Genomic DNA, 15175 nt, shown 5'->3' with positions numbered 1-15175 from the left:
CGCACGTGGGGCGGTAAGTGCTGCTCCACGAGTGCGCGGGCGCTGATGCAGCCGCAGGGAGGTCAGCCGGTCCAACCCCTCTTGGCGGGTGCTCATGCGGCGATGGTGCGGGCGGTGGCGTAGACGTCGGCGGGCAGGGCGTGCGCCAACCGCCAGATGATCCGCATGGGCCGGTCGCCGGTGTGCTCCCGGTAGGTCATCGGGCCGGCGTAGAGGTAGGCCGGTGCGCCCAGGTCCCGGTCCGCGACCCGGGTCTCCCGTACGAACAGGTGCACCGTCGAGCCGCGCGAGGCATGGTGGATGTAGCGCTGGCCGGTCGCCGAGGCCGACGACGTGGTGCTCTGCGACTCCCACTGGAACAGGCTGTCGGTGATGGCCCGGTCGGCGTACATGGTGGTGGGGGAGTAGTGCGCCTCCGACTTGACCAGGGTGACGAAGAAGAGGTCGGCCTGGGCGTCGGGCAGCCACTTGACGCCCTCGCGCAGCGATCCCGGGTTCGGCATGCCGAAGGCGGCGCACGCCTCGTTGCGGCTGTAGCGGGCGTGCACCCGCAGCGGCACCTCCGCCGACAGCGGCTCCGGCGTGACCCGGTGGATCCGGTCGCGCAGCACCTCGGCCACCTGCCGCAGCTCGCCGCAGCGGGCCGGCTCCGCCCAGAGCCGCGCCAGCCGCTCGTCCCGGGAGGCCAGCGGCGCGTTCGGCCCCCACAGGTCGAAGTGCAGCATGTCCCAGAGTCGCCCAGCGTCCGGCCGCTGGCCCGCCGCCACCCGGGCCAGCAGGTTCAGGCGGTCCGGGTCGTCGAGGTGCAGCATCCGCCCGATGGCCCGGCCCAATTCCCGGTCGTCCGGCCCCGGCGTCGACGATTCCAGCCCGGCGAGCCGCCGCAGCCCGGTCCACCCGCCGATGGTCGCCGACCGGTAGACGTCCTCGATCTCCACGCCGGTCTCCCGCAGGAACCCGGCGAGGCTGACGTCCCCGAGGTGCCGCAGCTCCGCCAGCAGACCGTTCTTCGACGTCGGCATGACGGTACGCAGGTTGTCGAGCACGACCCGGCGGGCGACGGGGTCCAGCTGGATGTGGCACCCGCTGGGCAGCGACGGGAAGTCCTGCTCGACGGCATCCCTGATCTCCCTGCGGCTGACCCCGGTCAGGGCGCGCCAGCGCAGGTCGAAGCGGAAGTTGGCGTGCTGCCCGCCGATGAAGTCGAGCACCGTCAGGCAGGGCTTGTCGTCGTCCAGGCGCAGCCCCCGGCCGAGCTGCTGGAGGAAGATCGTGGCGCTCTCGGTGGGCCGCAGCATCAGGATCGTGTCGACCATCGGCAGGTCGACGCCCTCGTTGAACAGGTCGACGGTGAAGAGCACCCGCAGCTTGCCGGCCTTGAACTCCCGCAGCAGGTCCTGCTGCACGGGCCGGTCGACCTGGGAGGTCACCGCCGCCGACGGCACTCCGTGCCGGGTGAACCACTCCGCCATGAAGCGGGCGTGGGCGATGCTCACGCAGAACCCGAGCGCCCGCATCCGGTCCACGTCGACCGTGTCGCGTACCGCCGTCAGCACCAGCCGGGCCCGCGCGTCGTTGCCGGTGTAGAGGCCGTCGAGTTCGCCGAGGTCGTACCCCTGGCCGCGCTTCCAGCGCAGCCGCGACAGGTCCACGTCGTCGTGCAGCCCGAAATACTGAAACGGCGCGAGCAACTGCCGCTCCAACGCCTCCCACAGGTGCAGCTCCACCGCCACGCGGCCGTCGAACCACCGCCGTACATCGCGACCGTCGGCCCGGTCGGGGGTCGCCGTCAGCCCCAGCAGTACGCGCGGCCGAAGCCGCTCCAACAGTCGGGCGTACGTCGGTGCCTCCGCGTGGTGGAACTCGTCGACGATCACCATGTCGTACGCCTCGGGGTCGATCTCCCGCCGGTGCAGCGACTGGATGGAGGCGAAGACGTGCCGCCACCTGGTCGGGGTTTTGCCCCCGACCAGCGTTTCGCCGAAGCTGCCGTCGAGCATCACCTGCCGGAACGTCGCCAGGCTCTGGGTGAGGATCTGCTCCTGGTGGGCGACGAAGAGCAGCGAGTCGACCTGACCGTTGCGGTGCAGGCGCCGGAAGTCCAGCGCCGCGACGACCGTCTTGCCGGTGCCGGTCGCCATCACCACCAGGTTCCGGTGCCGGCCGTGCACCTGCCGCTCGGCGTCCAGGTCGGCGAGGATCTCCGCCTGGTACGGGTACGGCCGCACGTCCAGGTTGGCGATCTGCGTGGGCGAGTCCTCGCGCCGCTCCCCGCTGAGCGCGTTGCGTAGCCGCTCGGCGTCCCGGCTGGCGTCGTAGTCCTCGAACGCCGGGTCGTTCCAGTAGTCCTCGAAGGTGGCGGTGAACGTGTCGATGACGTGCGGCTGCTCGACGTTGGAGACGCGCACGTTCCACTCCACGCCGTCGATCAGCGCGGTCTTCGACAGGTTGGACGATCCGACGTACGCGGTGCTCATGCCGTTGTGCCGGCGGAACAGCCACGCCTTGGCGTGCAGTCGGGTGGTCCTGGTCTCGTAGGACACCTTGATCTCGGCGCCCAGCTCGGCGAGCCGGTCGAGGGCCCGCTGATCCGTCGCGCCGAGGTAGGTCGTGGTGATGACGCGCAGCTTGCCGCCCCGGGCGATCAGCTCGCGGATGGCGGGCTCGACGATGCGCAGGCCGTACCACTTGATGAACGCACAGAGCAGGTCGACATGCTCCGCCGACGCCATCTCGTGGGTGACCTCGTGGCCGATGCGGGGCTGGTGGCGGCCGTTGACGAGCAGCGCGCCGGTGGAGAGCGGGGTGGTGGGGCGCTGCGGAAATGCTGGCTGCGCGGGAGGGGTGGGTGGGGCGGCGACGGCGTGCAGGAGGTGCTTGGCGTCGGTGACCTGGTCCTGTGCCGTCGATGCCTGCGGGCTTTCGGCGGCGATGGCGTCGGCGATGCGGTTGGCGAGTTCGATCTGGCGGTGGAGTTTGTCGTCGCCGCTCGGTACGGCGTGCAGGGCGCGGTGGGCCAGGGCGGCGAGGTGACGGGCGAGAGCGTCGGGGGCGTCGGCGGGGTCGAGCTTGTGGTGCTGGACGAGGGCGGGGTCGACGTGCTGGAGGCGGCCGGCCAGCTCGCGGGTGATGAGGTGCTCGTAGATGCCCTGCTCAACATCAGTCATTTGTGAATCCCACTGCTCATAAAAATAGATATGGCCAGCCGTGCTTCGGGGACGGCCTCAGTCCAAGATGGGAAAACTGTAGCCATGCGAGCGAGCTCCAGCGGTCGGTGAAAGTTCTATTTATTGGCTGGGCTCGGAAGAGTGCAGTCGTGAGTATCTGTTATCGTTTGAAGAGTAGGAGCCCTCAGCGCTGAAAGTGTGCTAGCCAATAAAGATCTTCTCAACGTCGCTGTCGATAGCTGCGGAGCGCGATGGCGAAGCGCGCCTGGAGATCCAGTTCTGCCTTTCGTCCGGGAAGTACGCCCACCTCAAACTCCTGCCGCCTCCCTTCAAGCAGATGAACCAGGGATGAGCTCGTTACGGTTGCTGCAAAGATGCATTTCTTCGAGAGGTCCGCAGCAAGTCCCAAAAATTGTCTTCCCATTCCCAGGCTGACGGGCGTTGTGTAGTACTTCCCTTCAACAGTGAGGATCGCGCTACTGCTGGGCGGATCGATTCCCAATTGACGGCAGCGATCGGCGTTCGATTGCGGGAGAACGATGACGTCTGCTTCGTGTGCCACCTTACTCCTGCCGATAACGGCGATTCCCGTATGGACTTCGAGTGGGTCCTTTTGGCTATTTGGAAGGGTTAGGACGGCGTGCGTAAAACTACCTCCAGTGGGGAGCCGCCCAGGGCTGCGGCGAAGGCGGAAGATCGTCGGCGGCAGGTTGGATCCGTCCTCAAAGGATATCTCAAAGCCTTCCTCTGCTGCGGCCTTTAATACGACCGTGAACAGGAAAGCCTCGTATAGGTCGTTGCCGGCAGTTGGTGAAGGTCCACTAGCCGAGAGTGCGGTAGGCATGGCTGCAGGAATAGCGTCCCGTAGCTGTTTAAGAAGATCGTGAGGAGTCCTGCCGGTCGGGGATTCACCCGCGGGTGCCATGTTGTCTCCTAGCAGGTTCCCAGATGTCGTTTCTGGCAATTCTGTCGCCCGGCATGAGCCAGTCGCTGCGGGAAAGCTCCGCTTGGGCGCGGATCTCGTCGATCAGGCTCACAACTGCCCTTGCCCTAGAGGCTGCTGCCTGTGATTCCTCTAGGCTTGGAAGCCGCCACGGCTCCCCCACCCGCCCCCTTACCTCTGCTTCCGGGGGGTCGGCGAATTCTATGCGACCACTCCATGTGTCTATCCAAAGGGAGCCGCCGTCGCCCCTGTCGTCCTCACTAAGTCGGGTCGAGGGCGCTGGGTCTCGATGTGTCGCTACTTCCCGGATATTCGACAGCTCGATTGCTATTTCCTGCTCAATGGCCACTGATCCGGCAGTGGCGACCTCGATTAGGTCGAGAAGCAGCTGCAGCCTCTGCCTGGTTGTTAAAGGTGTGACGACCGCATCCTCATTGCTGAAGCGCGGTCTGGGTGTGCGTCGCCCGACCCCGCTCTGTGGAACTTCGGGGTTGGCGTCTATGGTGATTGAACTTAGCGTAAGGTAATCCGTGATGCCCTCTCCTGTCCGTGGTGGGGTGTGCGCCGTGCGAGAGGACTGTCGCCGGGTATCGTTTGGACTATGCGTAATTCCCTCGGCGGCAAGAATTCTCTCTTGATCTACGAGGAATTCTAATCCGGTTTCGCGCAGAAGTTCTTCAAGAGCTGACAGGAGGTCCTGAATCTGCTCTTCGTTCAAGGGTGCTCCTTTGTTGGTTAAATGGGATTCCTGCCGGTCTGAAACTTGATGATTGCCCTTCCGCTGCGGATGGTCACATTTGTGCACTTAGGGCTTGATCGGTGCGGCGACCGGGACCGTGGTGGCTGGTTGGAGTGCCTGTGGGGATGAAGAGATTTGGATCGGCTCATGGGCTCGTTTGAGATCGGTGGCAACTTCTCGGTGCTGTTTGCTGATACGGGGAGATCTAAGCCTGCTTCTGGGCGTGAGGGGTGGCGGAGCGAAACAATAGTCAGCAACCGAAGGTTTGTGTAGCCTCCACAGCCCACAGCCGTGCAACTTTGGGGTGATTCGATTCATCTATTCGATATCTGTGGTGGTTGTTTGTCGGATCTCGGACAGAAGGAGTGACTCGTGCCCTCGGAACTGACTGAGCGTGTGATCAACCAGGGCGGGCGTGACGCCCAACGTTACGGACGAGTTAGTGCCGTACCTGGTGCCGTCCCAGTCCACTACCTGAGCGCCTGCCTCGCGGGCGATGGCCACACCGGCTGCCATATCCCAGACATGGTTGGATAGCGTAAGCGCGGCATCGAGCTTGCCTTCGGCCAGCCATGCCAAGTCAAGCGCCGCCGTGCCGGTCATTCGAACCCGCTGCACGGACTCGGCGAGCTGCGCGGTCAGGGCGAGCCGGAGTCGGTTTTTGTCCGCCGCACCCTCGCCAACGGCGTAGTCGCCGATGGCCACGATCGCCTCGCTCAGTCGGCTCGTCTGGCTCACCTGAATCGGGCTGCCGTCGACCGTTGCGCCGTCGCCCTGAGCGGCGGCGTAACGGTTGCGGAGGAAGGGCAGCTCGATGACGCCGAGGACCGCCTCGCCGCGGTGCAGCAGCCCGAGCGACACCGCGCAGAGCGGGATGCCTCGCACGAAGTTGGCCGTTCCGTCGATCGGATCGAGCACCCATTGCAGCTCTCCCGACCCGCTGATGCCGTCCTCCTCGCCGAGGAACCCGATGTCGGGAGTCGCGACGCGGAGAAGCTCGCGGACGCTGCGCTCGATCTCGTAGTCCAACGCGGACGCCATGTCGCGGTCGCCCTTGGCTGTGAGTGCACCCGGTGGCTTACGCCGCATGTCCTCGGCCGCCCGCGCAACCGCCTCGATCGCAACAGGCAACAGTGGCCCGTAGTCGCTCACAACTGCTGCCCCCGTCGCCACTGCGTCTCGAAGTGCTGTTCGAACACCGGATACAGTCCGCCGCGAGCCTGTCTCCGTCTGGCGACGAACGCGGGGGAGTCGACCCCTCGGCTCTCCGCGAGGTACGGCTGCGCGACGCAGAGATCGTCGACCAGGATGACGTTGAAGCGCAACGTATCGTCGTAGACCGCCAGTTCCATGCGGTCGTGGAACCCGTCGGGTAGCCGGTCACGTACACGCATCAGCGTTTCGATGTTGAGCTTCGTCAGCCCGGACAACTGCCCCGCCGGAAAGCCCTCCTCCGCCTCGCGTGCCTGGACAGCCTGCCCCGATGGATCGAGGAACAGAAGGCGGACGTGCGCACCGGCCTCGACCAGCTCGTGCCAGCGGCGATCCGGGTAACCCTGCGACAGGAGGTTGAGCGACAGGCCAACGGCGCGCACAGTGCTCGCGCCGCCGAGCAGTTGATCGGGCGGAATGTTGGTGGAGAACTCGGAGCGGTTCGGGTGGACGGCGACGAGGTCTCCGAACCGCTCCTCACCCACGTTGCCCGCGCCGGACGGGTCGAGAATCGCGGAGAGCGCGAGGACCACATCGCCGGGTGGGACTGTGCTCGTCTCCCAGTTGGTGATGTCGTCACCGGTGGGCCGCCAAGTCAGCGTTCGGGCCAGCGCGGCGGCGAAGTCTCCGACGCTAAGTCCGAGGGCTTGACGAGTTCGGGCAACCTGCTCGCGCGCGGCGGCTCCAAGGTCGAGCACGTCCCTGGAGCCCGGGGCTGGCGGGTTCGCCTGAGGTAGCGCCGCGGCGAACCGGCGCTGCGCCTCGTGGGCAGCCTGGGCGAGGGCAGTGTCCAGGGCCGCCTGCATCTCCGGGCGGGGGTTCACGTACTCCCCGCCGGCTTCCCACTTGGAAACGGTCCGTTCGGCCACGCCCAGGTGCACGGCGAAGTCACGGATGCTCATGCGGAGCGCATGGCGGAGTGTCTTCGTCTCGCGGCCGGTCCATCGCTGCACGGGTGTCATCGTGCCGCCTTCGATCATGTCGAGAACGGTCATCGTGCACCTTACCGGCAGCAGATGCAGCGCAGTTACTGGCCAAGTGCAGTGCGTGGTCGTTCTGGTCTTCCCGAAGCTCAGAAATGGTGGATCTATGGCCCGGGGCGGGTGCTGGCTCCGGAACTGCGTCGGTCCCCGAACGACACAGCTCCGCTCCCGCCCACCCCGGCGCCACTCCACCAGCCGCAACGCGAGGGGCAGAAGAACGTGACCACCCTGATCGACGTCATCCCGGCACTGACCATCGCCACCGCAGAGGAAGCCGAAGCCCGACCCGAGCAGGGCGGCTGGGCGTGACCGTGCAGGAGGTGGTCGGCCAGTGGCTGCGGCTCGTGGTGGCGGACGCGGAGCTGTCGCCGTACCTCATCGGGGTCGACCTGGAGCGGCTCGGCGCGCACCTGGCGGCGGGCCTCGCCGCGGCAGTCGAGGGCCAGCCGGCGACCGACCCGTGGCGCGGGTTCGGCCTGTCGGAGGAGCAGCACCGGCGCGTCGTCGACTACCTGGCGGGGGTGCTCTGGGCGCTCGACGTGCCCGACGAGCGGATCGCCCGCGCCCGCCGGGCCTTCGCCGGCGAGGTGGGCGCGTGACCATCGCCGCCGCCTGGGAGACGGCCGTCGAGCGGGGCGTCGACGACTTCTGGTGCACGCTGGAGGATCGTCGCCCCGGCCTGCTCCCCGAGCGGGACGCGCCGCTGCTCTTCGCCGCGCTCGGCCGCCTCACGGTCGGCGGCGACGGCCCGGCCGGGCGGGCGGCGCTGCTGGCGGTGCTCGGCCGCGCGTACCGCCAGCATGGCCTGCTGCCACACGCCGCCACGATCGGCGACGCGCTGCTCGCCGCCGTCGCCCGGCACGCCCGCCCACTGTGGACGCGGCGGCTCGCCGATGCCTGGGAGCACGCCGGCCGCCGCGCCGACGAGGCCGTGCGCCGCGCCGTCGCCCGCGCCGACGACGGGCCAGCCTGGTGCCCCGCCGAGGTGATCGGCCACGACCGGCCGTGCGACACGATCGCCATTCTGACCGTACGCCCCTGGCAGCGCCTGCCCTTCCGGCCCGGCCAGGCGGTCCCGGTCTGCACGCCGCGCCGGCCCGGCCGCTGGCGCTGGCTCTCCCCGGCCAACGCCCCGCGCCCCGACGGCACCGTCGAGCTGCACGTCCGCGCCATCGCCGCCGGGGCCGTCGCCCACAGCCTCGTCCACGACGTACGCCCCGGCGAGCTGCTCTGGCTCGGCCCGCCGCGTGACGCCGGGCTTTGCCTGGACCCGTCCGCGCGGCGGGACCTGCTGCTCGTGGCCGGGGGCACCGGGCTGGCGCCGCTGCGCGCCCTGGTCGAGCAGGTCGCCGCCGCGCCCGACGGCCGGCGGGTGACCCTGGTCGTCGGCGCGCGCACCTTCGCGGACCTGTACGACGCGCCCGCCCTCGACAGCCTCCAGCGTGCCCACCACTGGCTGACCGTCGTGCCCGCCCTCAGCCACGACCCCGGCGCCGAGCCTGCCGAGCGGGGCGACGCCCTCACCGTCGCCCTCGGCCACCGCCGCCCCGAGCACGACGTGTACGTCTGCGGCCCGCCCCCGATGCTCGCCGGTGCGCGGCTGCGGCTGCTCGCCGCCGGGGTGTCCGCCGACCGCATCCACCTGCCGGCGGAGCTGGTGCCCTGATGGCCGTCTACCGCAGCCGCCACGCCCTGCCCGGCCCGCTCACCCCCGACCGGGTCCTCGACGTCACCCTGCCGCGTACGCCGCTCGGCCGGCGCGGCTACCGGGTCGACGAGGTCGACGCGCTGCTGTGCCGCCTCGCCCACGAGCTGCGCGACCGCACCCGCCAGCTCGACCTGACCCGCGCCGAGAACCACCGCATCAAGGAGGCGCTGCGCACCTGGCAGACCCGGCACGCCGAGGAGCGCTCGCGCGCCCGGCAGGCCGGTTCCTCCTGAGTGGACGGAGTGACGCCACCCGATCGGCCACGAGCACGATGATCACTAGGATCGGCGCCGTGATGATCAAACGACGGCTTCCGGCAGTCCTTTTAGGACTGTTGGTGGCCTTCCCGACACTGGGCGTTCCCGCCTACGCCGACGAGCACGAGACCGAGCCCGTCGAACCGCCCAAAGTGGAGCTGGTGCTCGACGTGAGCGGCTCGATGCGGGCCAAGGACATCGGCGGGCGCTCCCGCATCGCCGTCGCGCAGGAGGCGTTCAACGACGTCGTGGACGCGTTGCCCGAGACGACGGATCTCGGCATCCGGGTCCTCGGTGCCACCTACGGCGGCGACGACAAGAAGGTCGGCTGCCAGGACACCCAGCAGCTCGTACCGGTCGGCCCCGTCGACCGGGTGAAGGCCAAGAACGCCATCGCCACCCTGCGCCCGACCGGCTTCACCCCCGTCGGGTTGGCCCTGCGCGAGGCGGCCAAGGACCTCGGCACCGGCGAGACCACCCGGCGCATCGTGCTCATCACCGACGGCGAGGACACCTGCGCGCCGCCGGACCCCTGCGAGGTGGCCCGCGAGCTGGCCGCCCAGGGCACCAAACTGGTGGTCGACACGCTCGGCCTCATCCCCGACGAGAAGGTACGCAGGCAGCTCGTCTGCATCGCCTCGGCGACCGGCGGCACCTATACCTCCGCGCAGAGCAAGGACGACCTGACCCGGCGGATCAAACAGCTCGTGGAACGGGCCAAGGACACGCACGCCAAGACGCCGGCGAAGGTGGCCGGCACCGACGTCTGCGCCAAGGCACCCGTGCTCACCCCCGGCGTCTACACCGACCGGGAGCGCTTCGAGGAGCACCGGTGGTACCGGATCCCGGTCCAGCCGGGGCAGGAGCTGCGGGCCTCGGTGAGCATCGGCCTGGACCGGCCGTTGAACCGGGACTACGGCGTACTGCTGCGGGCCACCGCCACCGACGGGCGGGAACTGGTCCGGGGCAACGACGCCGGCAGCGGTCGTACCGACGTGCTGTCGACCGGCGTGCGCTGGGCGGCGGCGGACGACGACGAGGAGGAGTCGGAGGACGGCGACGAGGGCGGCCTCTTCTCCGACTCGACGGAGAAGGCTCCCGAGCCCACCGTCGTCTGCCTGGTCGTTAGCAACTCCTTCTCCGCCAAGGCGGGTGCCGGTCAGGCCCCGGGCATGCCGCTCGAACTGACCGTCGACCTGGTCGACGCGTCGCCCGCCCCGAACAGCCCGGGCCTCGGCCGGGGCTGGGTGCTGCTGGGCGTACTGACCCTCGCGGGTCTGCTCAGTGGGTTGATCGTTGGTTGGCTGACCCGTTGGTGGGTAGCGGTCTGGAGGACCCGATGACGATGCGGAAGGCTCCGGCCCTGATCTCGGCCCGCCGGGCGGCGGTGCTGCTCGCCGCCACCGGTATCGCCGTCGCGCTGCCGGCCGCCGCCGGCGCCGACACGCCCACCCCGTCGCCGGGGGCCGCCACCATCAACAAGGCCGGCACCTCGTTCCTCACCGCCGCCGGCATCAGCCCCGGCCAGCCCGTACGGGTCGGTGCCTCCGTGGGCGACTACCTGTACTGGTCGTTCACGGCCGAGGCGGGGGACACCCATCACGTGGCGGCCACCGTGTCGCTGCCCGCCGCGGCGAGCCGGAAGGGCGACTCCACCTGGACCGTCGAGGTCTTCGACGGGCTGCGCCGCCGGCAGGCGTGCGTCGCCGGGGCACAGGCCCCGGTGGCGTCCAAGAGCGCCGCCACCGTCGAACTCGACTGCGAGCTGCGCCAGGTGCGCTCGTGGGCCGAGCCGTGGTCGGGTGACCCGCTGCCGGGCACGTACTACGTCCGGCTGTCCGGCACCGAGTTGCCGGAGCAGGAGCTGGGCCTGCCGATCGAGGTGAGCCTGCTCGTCGGGGTGGAGTCCGACGACGACACCGAGCCGGAGGGCGGCGACCTGAAGGAGCCCCTGGTCCCGGCGGTGAACCCGGGCAAGGTGCTCGCCGGCGACCCGACCGCCAGCGCGCCAGCCCCGTCGGCGGCCGGTGACGAGGAGGACGGCTGGTTCGACTGGGTCCGGTGGCCGAGCCTGTCGTCGCGCTGGTACTGGACCATCGCCGGCGGCATCCTGGCCGCCGTCGCGGGCGTGGTCGGCTTCGCCCTGACCCGCCCCCGCCAGCGCGTCGGCTGAGGCCTACGTACGGTCACCGCGCGAGTACACGAACAGATCGACGATGACGGCAGGGCGGGCGCGACCGAACAGGTCCTGCCCGCCCTGCTCCACCGCCGGGATTCGGCCGGAATACCGTGGCAGCCCACAGCGTCACGTCGACTCCCGTGGTGAGCGGGTCGACGGGTCAGGCTCCCGGCGGCCGGTAGGCCACCTTCATCCGGAGCGCCTCGTCCATGTCCTGGGGCGTCAGGAGCGGGTTGACCCGGGTGTCCAAACCGCCGGCCGCCCGGATCGTGGCGGCCAGGGCGACGGCGGTCTGCTGGTCGGGAAGGTCGCAGATCACGTACGCGTCGTGTGTGCCGAGCGCGAAGTGCAGCGACTCCATCCGGCCGCCGGTGTTCTCGATCAACGCCTGGATCACCTCGGCGCGTCTCGTCCCGCCGTCCTTCATCAACCCGTTGATCCCCTCGACCGTGTAGGTCGCCGTGAACAGGAACTTCGCCATCCGGGCACCACCTCCAGATCCCGGCCGCGCGTACCCGGTCTGCCGGTGTCTAGTCCTGCCGCTCACCGGGACGCGGCCGGGCGGAGCCAGAACGCCGGGGCTCGCCAGCTCACTTCCGCCACGCTGGCGCCATCCGTTCGGACATCTCGCGCCAGAACGTACGCAGGTCCCTGCGGTTGACCGCCTGCCAGTCGGCCCGCGCGCCGGGCCGGAACCAGTGCCCGACGAGGTCGATCTGGTGGGCGCAGAAGACCTCCTCCATCTGGTACGGCAGCTCGTCGCCCTTCGGTGGCAGTGGGCACAGCCGGAACGGGCAGTCGTCGATGCAGGTGGAGCCCGGCTGGACGTCGTGCGCCTGGCGGCGGCTGAGGGTGACCCGCATGGCGCTGCGGTCGATGGTGAGGCACGGGGGCAGGTCGGACCGGCTGGCCCGGGTGAGCCGGCGGGCCCGCTCGATGCCGTTCTGGCCCCGGTCGGCGAGGTTGAGCAGCAGCATCACGTCGGCCAGCAGCCGTTGCGCCCGGGGCTCCAGGACGGCCCAGCCGTGCGAGGCGGGCAGCCAGGAGTCCTGGAGCCGGCGGATGCCGGGCTGCGGGCTGACCGTGCCCACCCGCCCGACGATCTCCCGCTCGTCGATCCAGCAGCGTCGTTCGGGGTGCCGGTCGACGAGCGACTCGACGCACAGGTCCGCGACCTTGCGGACGAGCGGATGGTCGGTGCCGCTGTGGCGGTACGGGGCGCGGTCTCGGCCGCCGGCGATCGAGGTCCAGAAGTCGACCAGCCCGCGCGGGTCCGATCCGTGGCCCCGCTCGCGCAGCGTCTCGCCGGGGTCGCGGGGCAGGGCCAGCAGGGTCAGCGCCTGGATGAGCACCAGGTGGGAGTACCAGAACCGGGAGTGCCGCAGCGCCTTCTCGGCCTCCTCGATCAGCAGGCTGCGGTGCGCCGGATAGACCCGGCAGTTCGCCGCGAGGCGGAACCCCTGGGCGAGCGTGAGCTCGTAGACGCGGGCGCCGTCGGTGGCGTCGGTGACCAGCCGGTGCACCCAGTGCCGCAGGGCCCGGTGGGCCTCGTGCCGCCAGTTCGGCTCGCCGGGGGCGTGCGCGTCGTCGGCGTAGAGGAACAGCGACGGCGTCAGCCAGGTGCGCACCTCGTCGAGTCGTTCCCGGCCCGGCGAGTCGTCCGCCTGCTCGAACGGCAGGTTGCGCAGCGCCCGTACGGCCGCGTTGCCGCCGGCGGCGATCTCGCGGGCCGCGGCCAGCCGGGGAAGGTAGGACGTCTCGTCGGCCATCATGAGGAACAGTTGGTCGTACTGCGGGGTGGGCCGCTGCGACCGGAACCCGGTGGGGGCGGGTGGCCGGTCCACGAGCTGCCGGGCGGCGTCGCCGTACCGGTGCACGAGGGCGATCTTGGCGTCCTCGAGCGGGCGGTCGGTGACGGACCCGTCGCCCTGATAGTGGCACCAGGCGCCGCGGATGGCGTCGGCCAGTCGCCGGTGCGAGGTGTGCCCGGTGGCGGCGTCCATCTCCAGCGCGGCCGCGAACATCTCCAGCGCCCGCGTGCGGTTGCGGGTCCGCGCGGCCTCGTCGCAGAGCCGCCGCAGGAAGTCGATCGACCTCTTCCGGGTGGCGTTCGCGTCCCGGCTGTCGACGGGCAGCCCCACCTTCCGCCGTACGGCGTCGCCGAGGCGCGGCAGGTTCCCGGCCCGTACGGTCGGCCGTCGTCGCCCGTCCAGTTGCTCGAACGCGCCCGCGCTGCGGGCGTGCAGGGTGAGGGCGGCCAGCAGCTCCCGCCCGGGACCGTGGTGGTGGCCGAAGGCCCGGGCGAGGAAGCCGGGGTCGCGCGTGGCGGCGGTGAGGAAGCGCGAGCCGAGGTACGCCTGGACGACGCCGTGCTGGAAGCGCACCCCGTCCTGCCGCTTCAGCACGATGTTCAGCGCGTCCCCGGTGGTCTCGGCCAGCCCGACGTCCTGCGCGTTGTCGGCGTCGAGCTTGCACAGCCGGTTCCGCAGCTCGGTCAGGATCCACTGCCGGCTGGCGTCTGCGGTGTCGCCGCCGGTGAGTTCGGTCGTCCGCACGAACAGCCGGTTGTCGCGCAGTCCGAGGCAGGCGAGGGCGGAGAGCACCTCGATCGCGTCGGAGCGCTCGACCTGCGGCAGGCCGTAGTCCTCGTACAGGTCACCGGCGACGGTGGCGTGGTACCACTCCTCCAGCAGGCACCACCGCAGCGCGGCCCTGCCCGGCCCCGTCGGCTCGACGCGGTCCAGCCGGTCGACCTCGTGGAGCTGCCCGATGATCCGCAGGTAGAACGGCGAGTCCGCGACGTCGGCGGCCTTGACCAGTTCGCTGATGCGGTCCCACCGGTGGCCCGCTTCCGAGCGGTGGCTGCGGGCCCGCACGTATTCCAGGGCGGGGCCCTGGGCGAGCGGCTCCAGTTGCAGCAGCAGCGCGTCCAGCCCGCGCAGCGGATCGTCGGGACGCGAGGCGACCACCAGGGGTAGGCGCTCGCGGACCGCGGTGTGGATCGCGTCCCGTAGCACGCTGTCCCGGTCGGCGGGCTCGCCGGCGTCGGCGAGGCTCTCCTCCAGCCCGTCGGCGAGCACCACGAGGCGGTTCTCCAGCCAGAGCCGCCGCCAGATCCGGTCGGCCTCGCCCGAGGACCGCAGCCGGGTGTCGATGGTGCTCTCGAACTGCGCGAGGGCGAGCTGGCGGAAGTTCAGCTTCTCCGGATCGGTGACGCTGCGCAGGTCGACCCCGACCGGTACGACGTCGGCGGCCATCAGCATCTCCGCGAGTCGCGCCAGGGTGGCCGTCTTGCCGGTGCCGATGCCGCCCACCAGGAGCAGCGGTCGCCGGGTCGCCCGGTCGCGCAGCCGCTGGATCAGCAACTCGCACAGCTCGTCGCGGCCGACGACGTCGCTCGGGTCGAGGCCCCGCTCGGCGCTGGGCAGCACCATCCGGCTGTTGCGCATCACGCTGTGCCGATACCAGCGGCGGACCGGGACGTAGCGCCAGTAGTAGAAGAACGCGACGCCCAGCGCCGCGACCATCAGGGGCTTGACGAAGCCCTGCACCTGCCCGCAGTAGTACGCCCTCGGCTGGTTTCCCCCGCACCACCGGGTGACCGGCAGGAGGCGCGGCTCGGTGTCGAGGACCGTCAGGACCAGGGAGAGCACGGTCCAGCCGAGCAACGCCCAGGCGACGGCGACGATCGTCCACCGCAGCCAGCGGCGGTAGCGCCACCGCACCCGGCCGCTGGCCCGCTCGTCGGACCGTCGGCGGCGGTCCCGCTCCGTCCGGCGTTCCCGTCGGGTACGCCACCGGCGCCGGCGCTGGCGTAGCCACAGCTGGGCCGCCCAGACCGGACCACGTTTCGGCCCGCGCACGGACACCCCCATGGTCGACGTGGCCGGTCGACGGACGGAGGCGTCCCGGCCCTCACGTTCACGTTAATGCGGTTCCCGCAGGTGGGAGCCCGGTTTCGGCGTTCCCGCGCCGGCCGGTCACGCC

The 15175-nt window shown here is 70.3% G+C and carries 12 protein-coding genes; 5 read left to right on the top strand and 7 right to left on the bottom strand.

Translation table 11 applies throughout. From position 1 onward, the window contains the following. Positions 1-92 precede the first annotated feature (92 nt). The 5 genes from AC5L34_RS08285 to AC5L34_RS08265 form a co-directional block, all read right to left on the bottom strand. Positions 93-3167 carry a DEAD/DEAH box helicase gene (locus AC5L34_RS08285; protein ID WP_441174237.1) on the bottom strand — a complete coding sequence of 1025 codons (3075 nt, stop codon included), beginning with the start codon at positions 3165-3167 and terminating at the stop codon, positions 93-95. 220 nt (positions 3168-3387) lie between these two features. Next, complete coding sequence (locus AC5L34_RS08280; protein WP_441174236.1) at positions 3388-4011, bottom strand: hypothetical protein; 624 nt, start codon at positions 4009-4011, stop codon at positions 3388-3390. A gap of 64 nt (positions 4012-4075) precedes the next feature. Further along, positions 4076-4828, bottom strand: a complete 753-nt coding sequence (locus AC5L34_RS08275) for a hypothetical protein (RefSeq protein WP_441174235.1) — start codon at positions 4826-4828, stop codon at positions 4076-4078. Between the two features lie 339 nt (positions 4829-5167). Further along, positions 5168-6001 carry an inositol monophosphatase family protein gene (locus AC5L34_RS08270; RefSeq protein WP_441174234.1) on the bottom strand — a complete coding sequence of 278 codons (834 nt, stop codon included), beginning with the start codon at positions 5999-6001 and terminating at the stop codon, positions 5168-5170. After that, positions 5998-7056: a DUF5919 domain-containing protein gene (locus AC5L34_RS08265; RefSeq protein WP_441174233.1), complete on the bottom strand. Its 1059-nt coding sequence runs from the start codon at positions 7054-7056 to the stop codon at positions 5998-6000. The genes AC5L34_RS08270 and AC5L34_RS08265 overlap by 4 nt, the downstream gene beginning before the upstream one ends. A 293-nt stretch (positions 7057-7349) precedes the next feature. On the opposite strand from AC5L34_RS08265, the gene AC5L34_RS08260 reads away from it, so the two are divergent. From AC5L34_RS08260 to AC5L34_RS08240, 5 genes are all read left to right on the top strand, one after another. Next, positions 7350-7643 (top strand): hypothetical protein, encoded by a 294-nt coding sequence (locus AC5L34_RS08260; RefSeq protein WP_441174232.1) that lies wholly within the window; start codon positions 7350-7352, stop codon positions 7641-7643. Further along, complete coding sequence (locus AC5L34_RS08255; protein ID WP_441174231.1) at positions 7640-8710, top strand: FAD-binding oxidoreductase; 1071 nt, start codon at positions 7640-7642, stop codon at positions 8708-8710. The genes AC5L34_RS08260 and AC5L34_RS08255 overlap by 4 nt, the downstream gene beginning before the upstream one ends. After that, positions 8710-8985 carry a DivIVA domain-containing protein gene (locus AC5L34_RS08250; RefSeq protein WP_441174230.1) on the top strand — a complete coding sequence of 92 codons (276 nt, stop codon included), beginning with the start codon at positions 8710-8712 and terminating at the stop codon, positions 8983-8985. Before AC5L34_RS08255 ends, AC5L34_RS08250 begins: the two co-directional genes overlap by 1 nt. Before the next feature lie 62 nt (positions 8986-9047). Next, on the top strand, positions 9048-10352 hold the full coding sequence (locus tag AC5L34_RS08245) for a VWA domain-containing protein (RefSeq protein WP_441174647.1): 1305 nt from the start codon (positions 9048-9050) through the stop codon (positions 10350-10352). Further along, positions 10349-11182, top strand: coding sequence for a peptidase (locus AC5L34_RS08240; protein WP_494824350.1), 834 nt, complete (start codon positions 10349-10351; stop codon positions 11180-11182). Before AC5L34_RS08245 ends, AC5L34_RS08240 begins: the two co-directional genes overlap by 4 nt. A gap of 166 nt (positions 11183-11348) precedes the next feature. Here the strand turns inward: AC5L34_RS08240 and AC5L34_RS08235 are convergent, their stop codons facing one another. Both AC5L34_RS08235 and AC5L34_RS08230 read right to left on the bottom strand, forming a co-directional pair. Further along, positions 11349-11669: a GYD domain-containing protein gene (locus AC5L34_RS08235; protein ID WP_494824348.1), complete on the bottom strand. Its 321-nt coding sequence runs from the start codon at positions 11667-11669 to the stop codon at positions 11349-11351. 109 nt (positions 11670-11778) lie between these two features. After that, positions 11779-15051 carry an NACHT domain-containing protein gene (locus tag AC5L34_RS08230; protein WP_494824346.1) on the bottom strand — a complete coding sequence of 1091 codons (3273 nt, stop codon included), beginning with the start codon at positions 15049-15051 and terminating at the stop codon, positions 11779-11781. Positions 15052-15175: the final 124 nt, after the last annotated feature.

The organism is Micromonospora sp. ZG13, assembly GCF_059359355.1.
The sequence above is the reverse complement of the archived record's forward strand: the minus strand, read 5'-3'. Positions and strand labels throughout refer to the sequence as shown.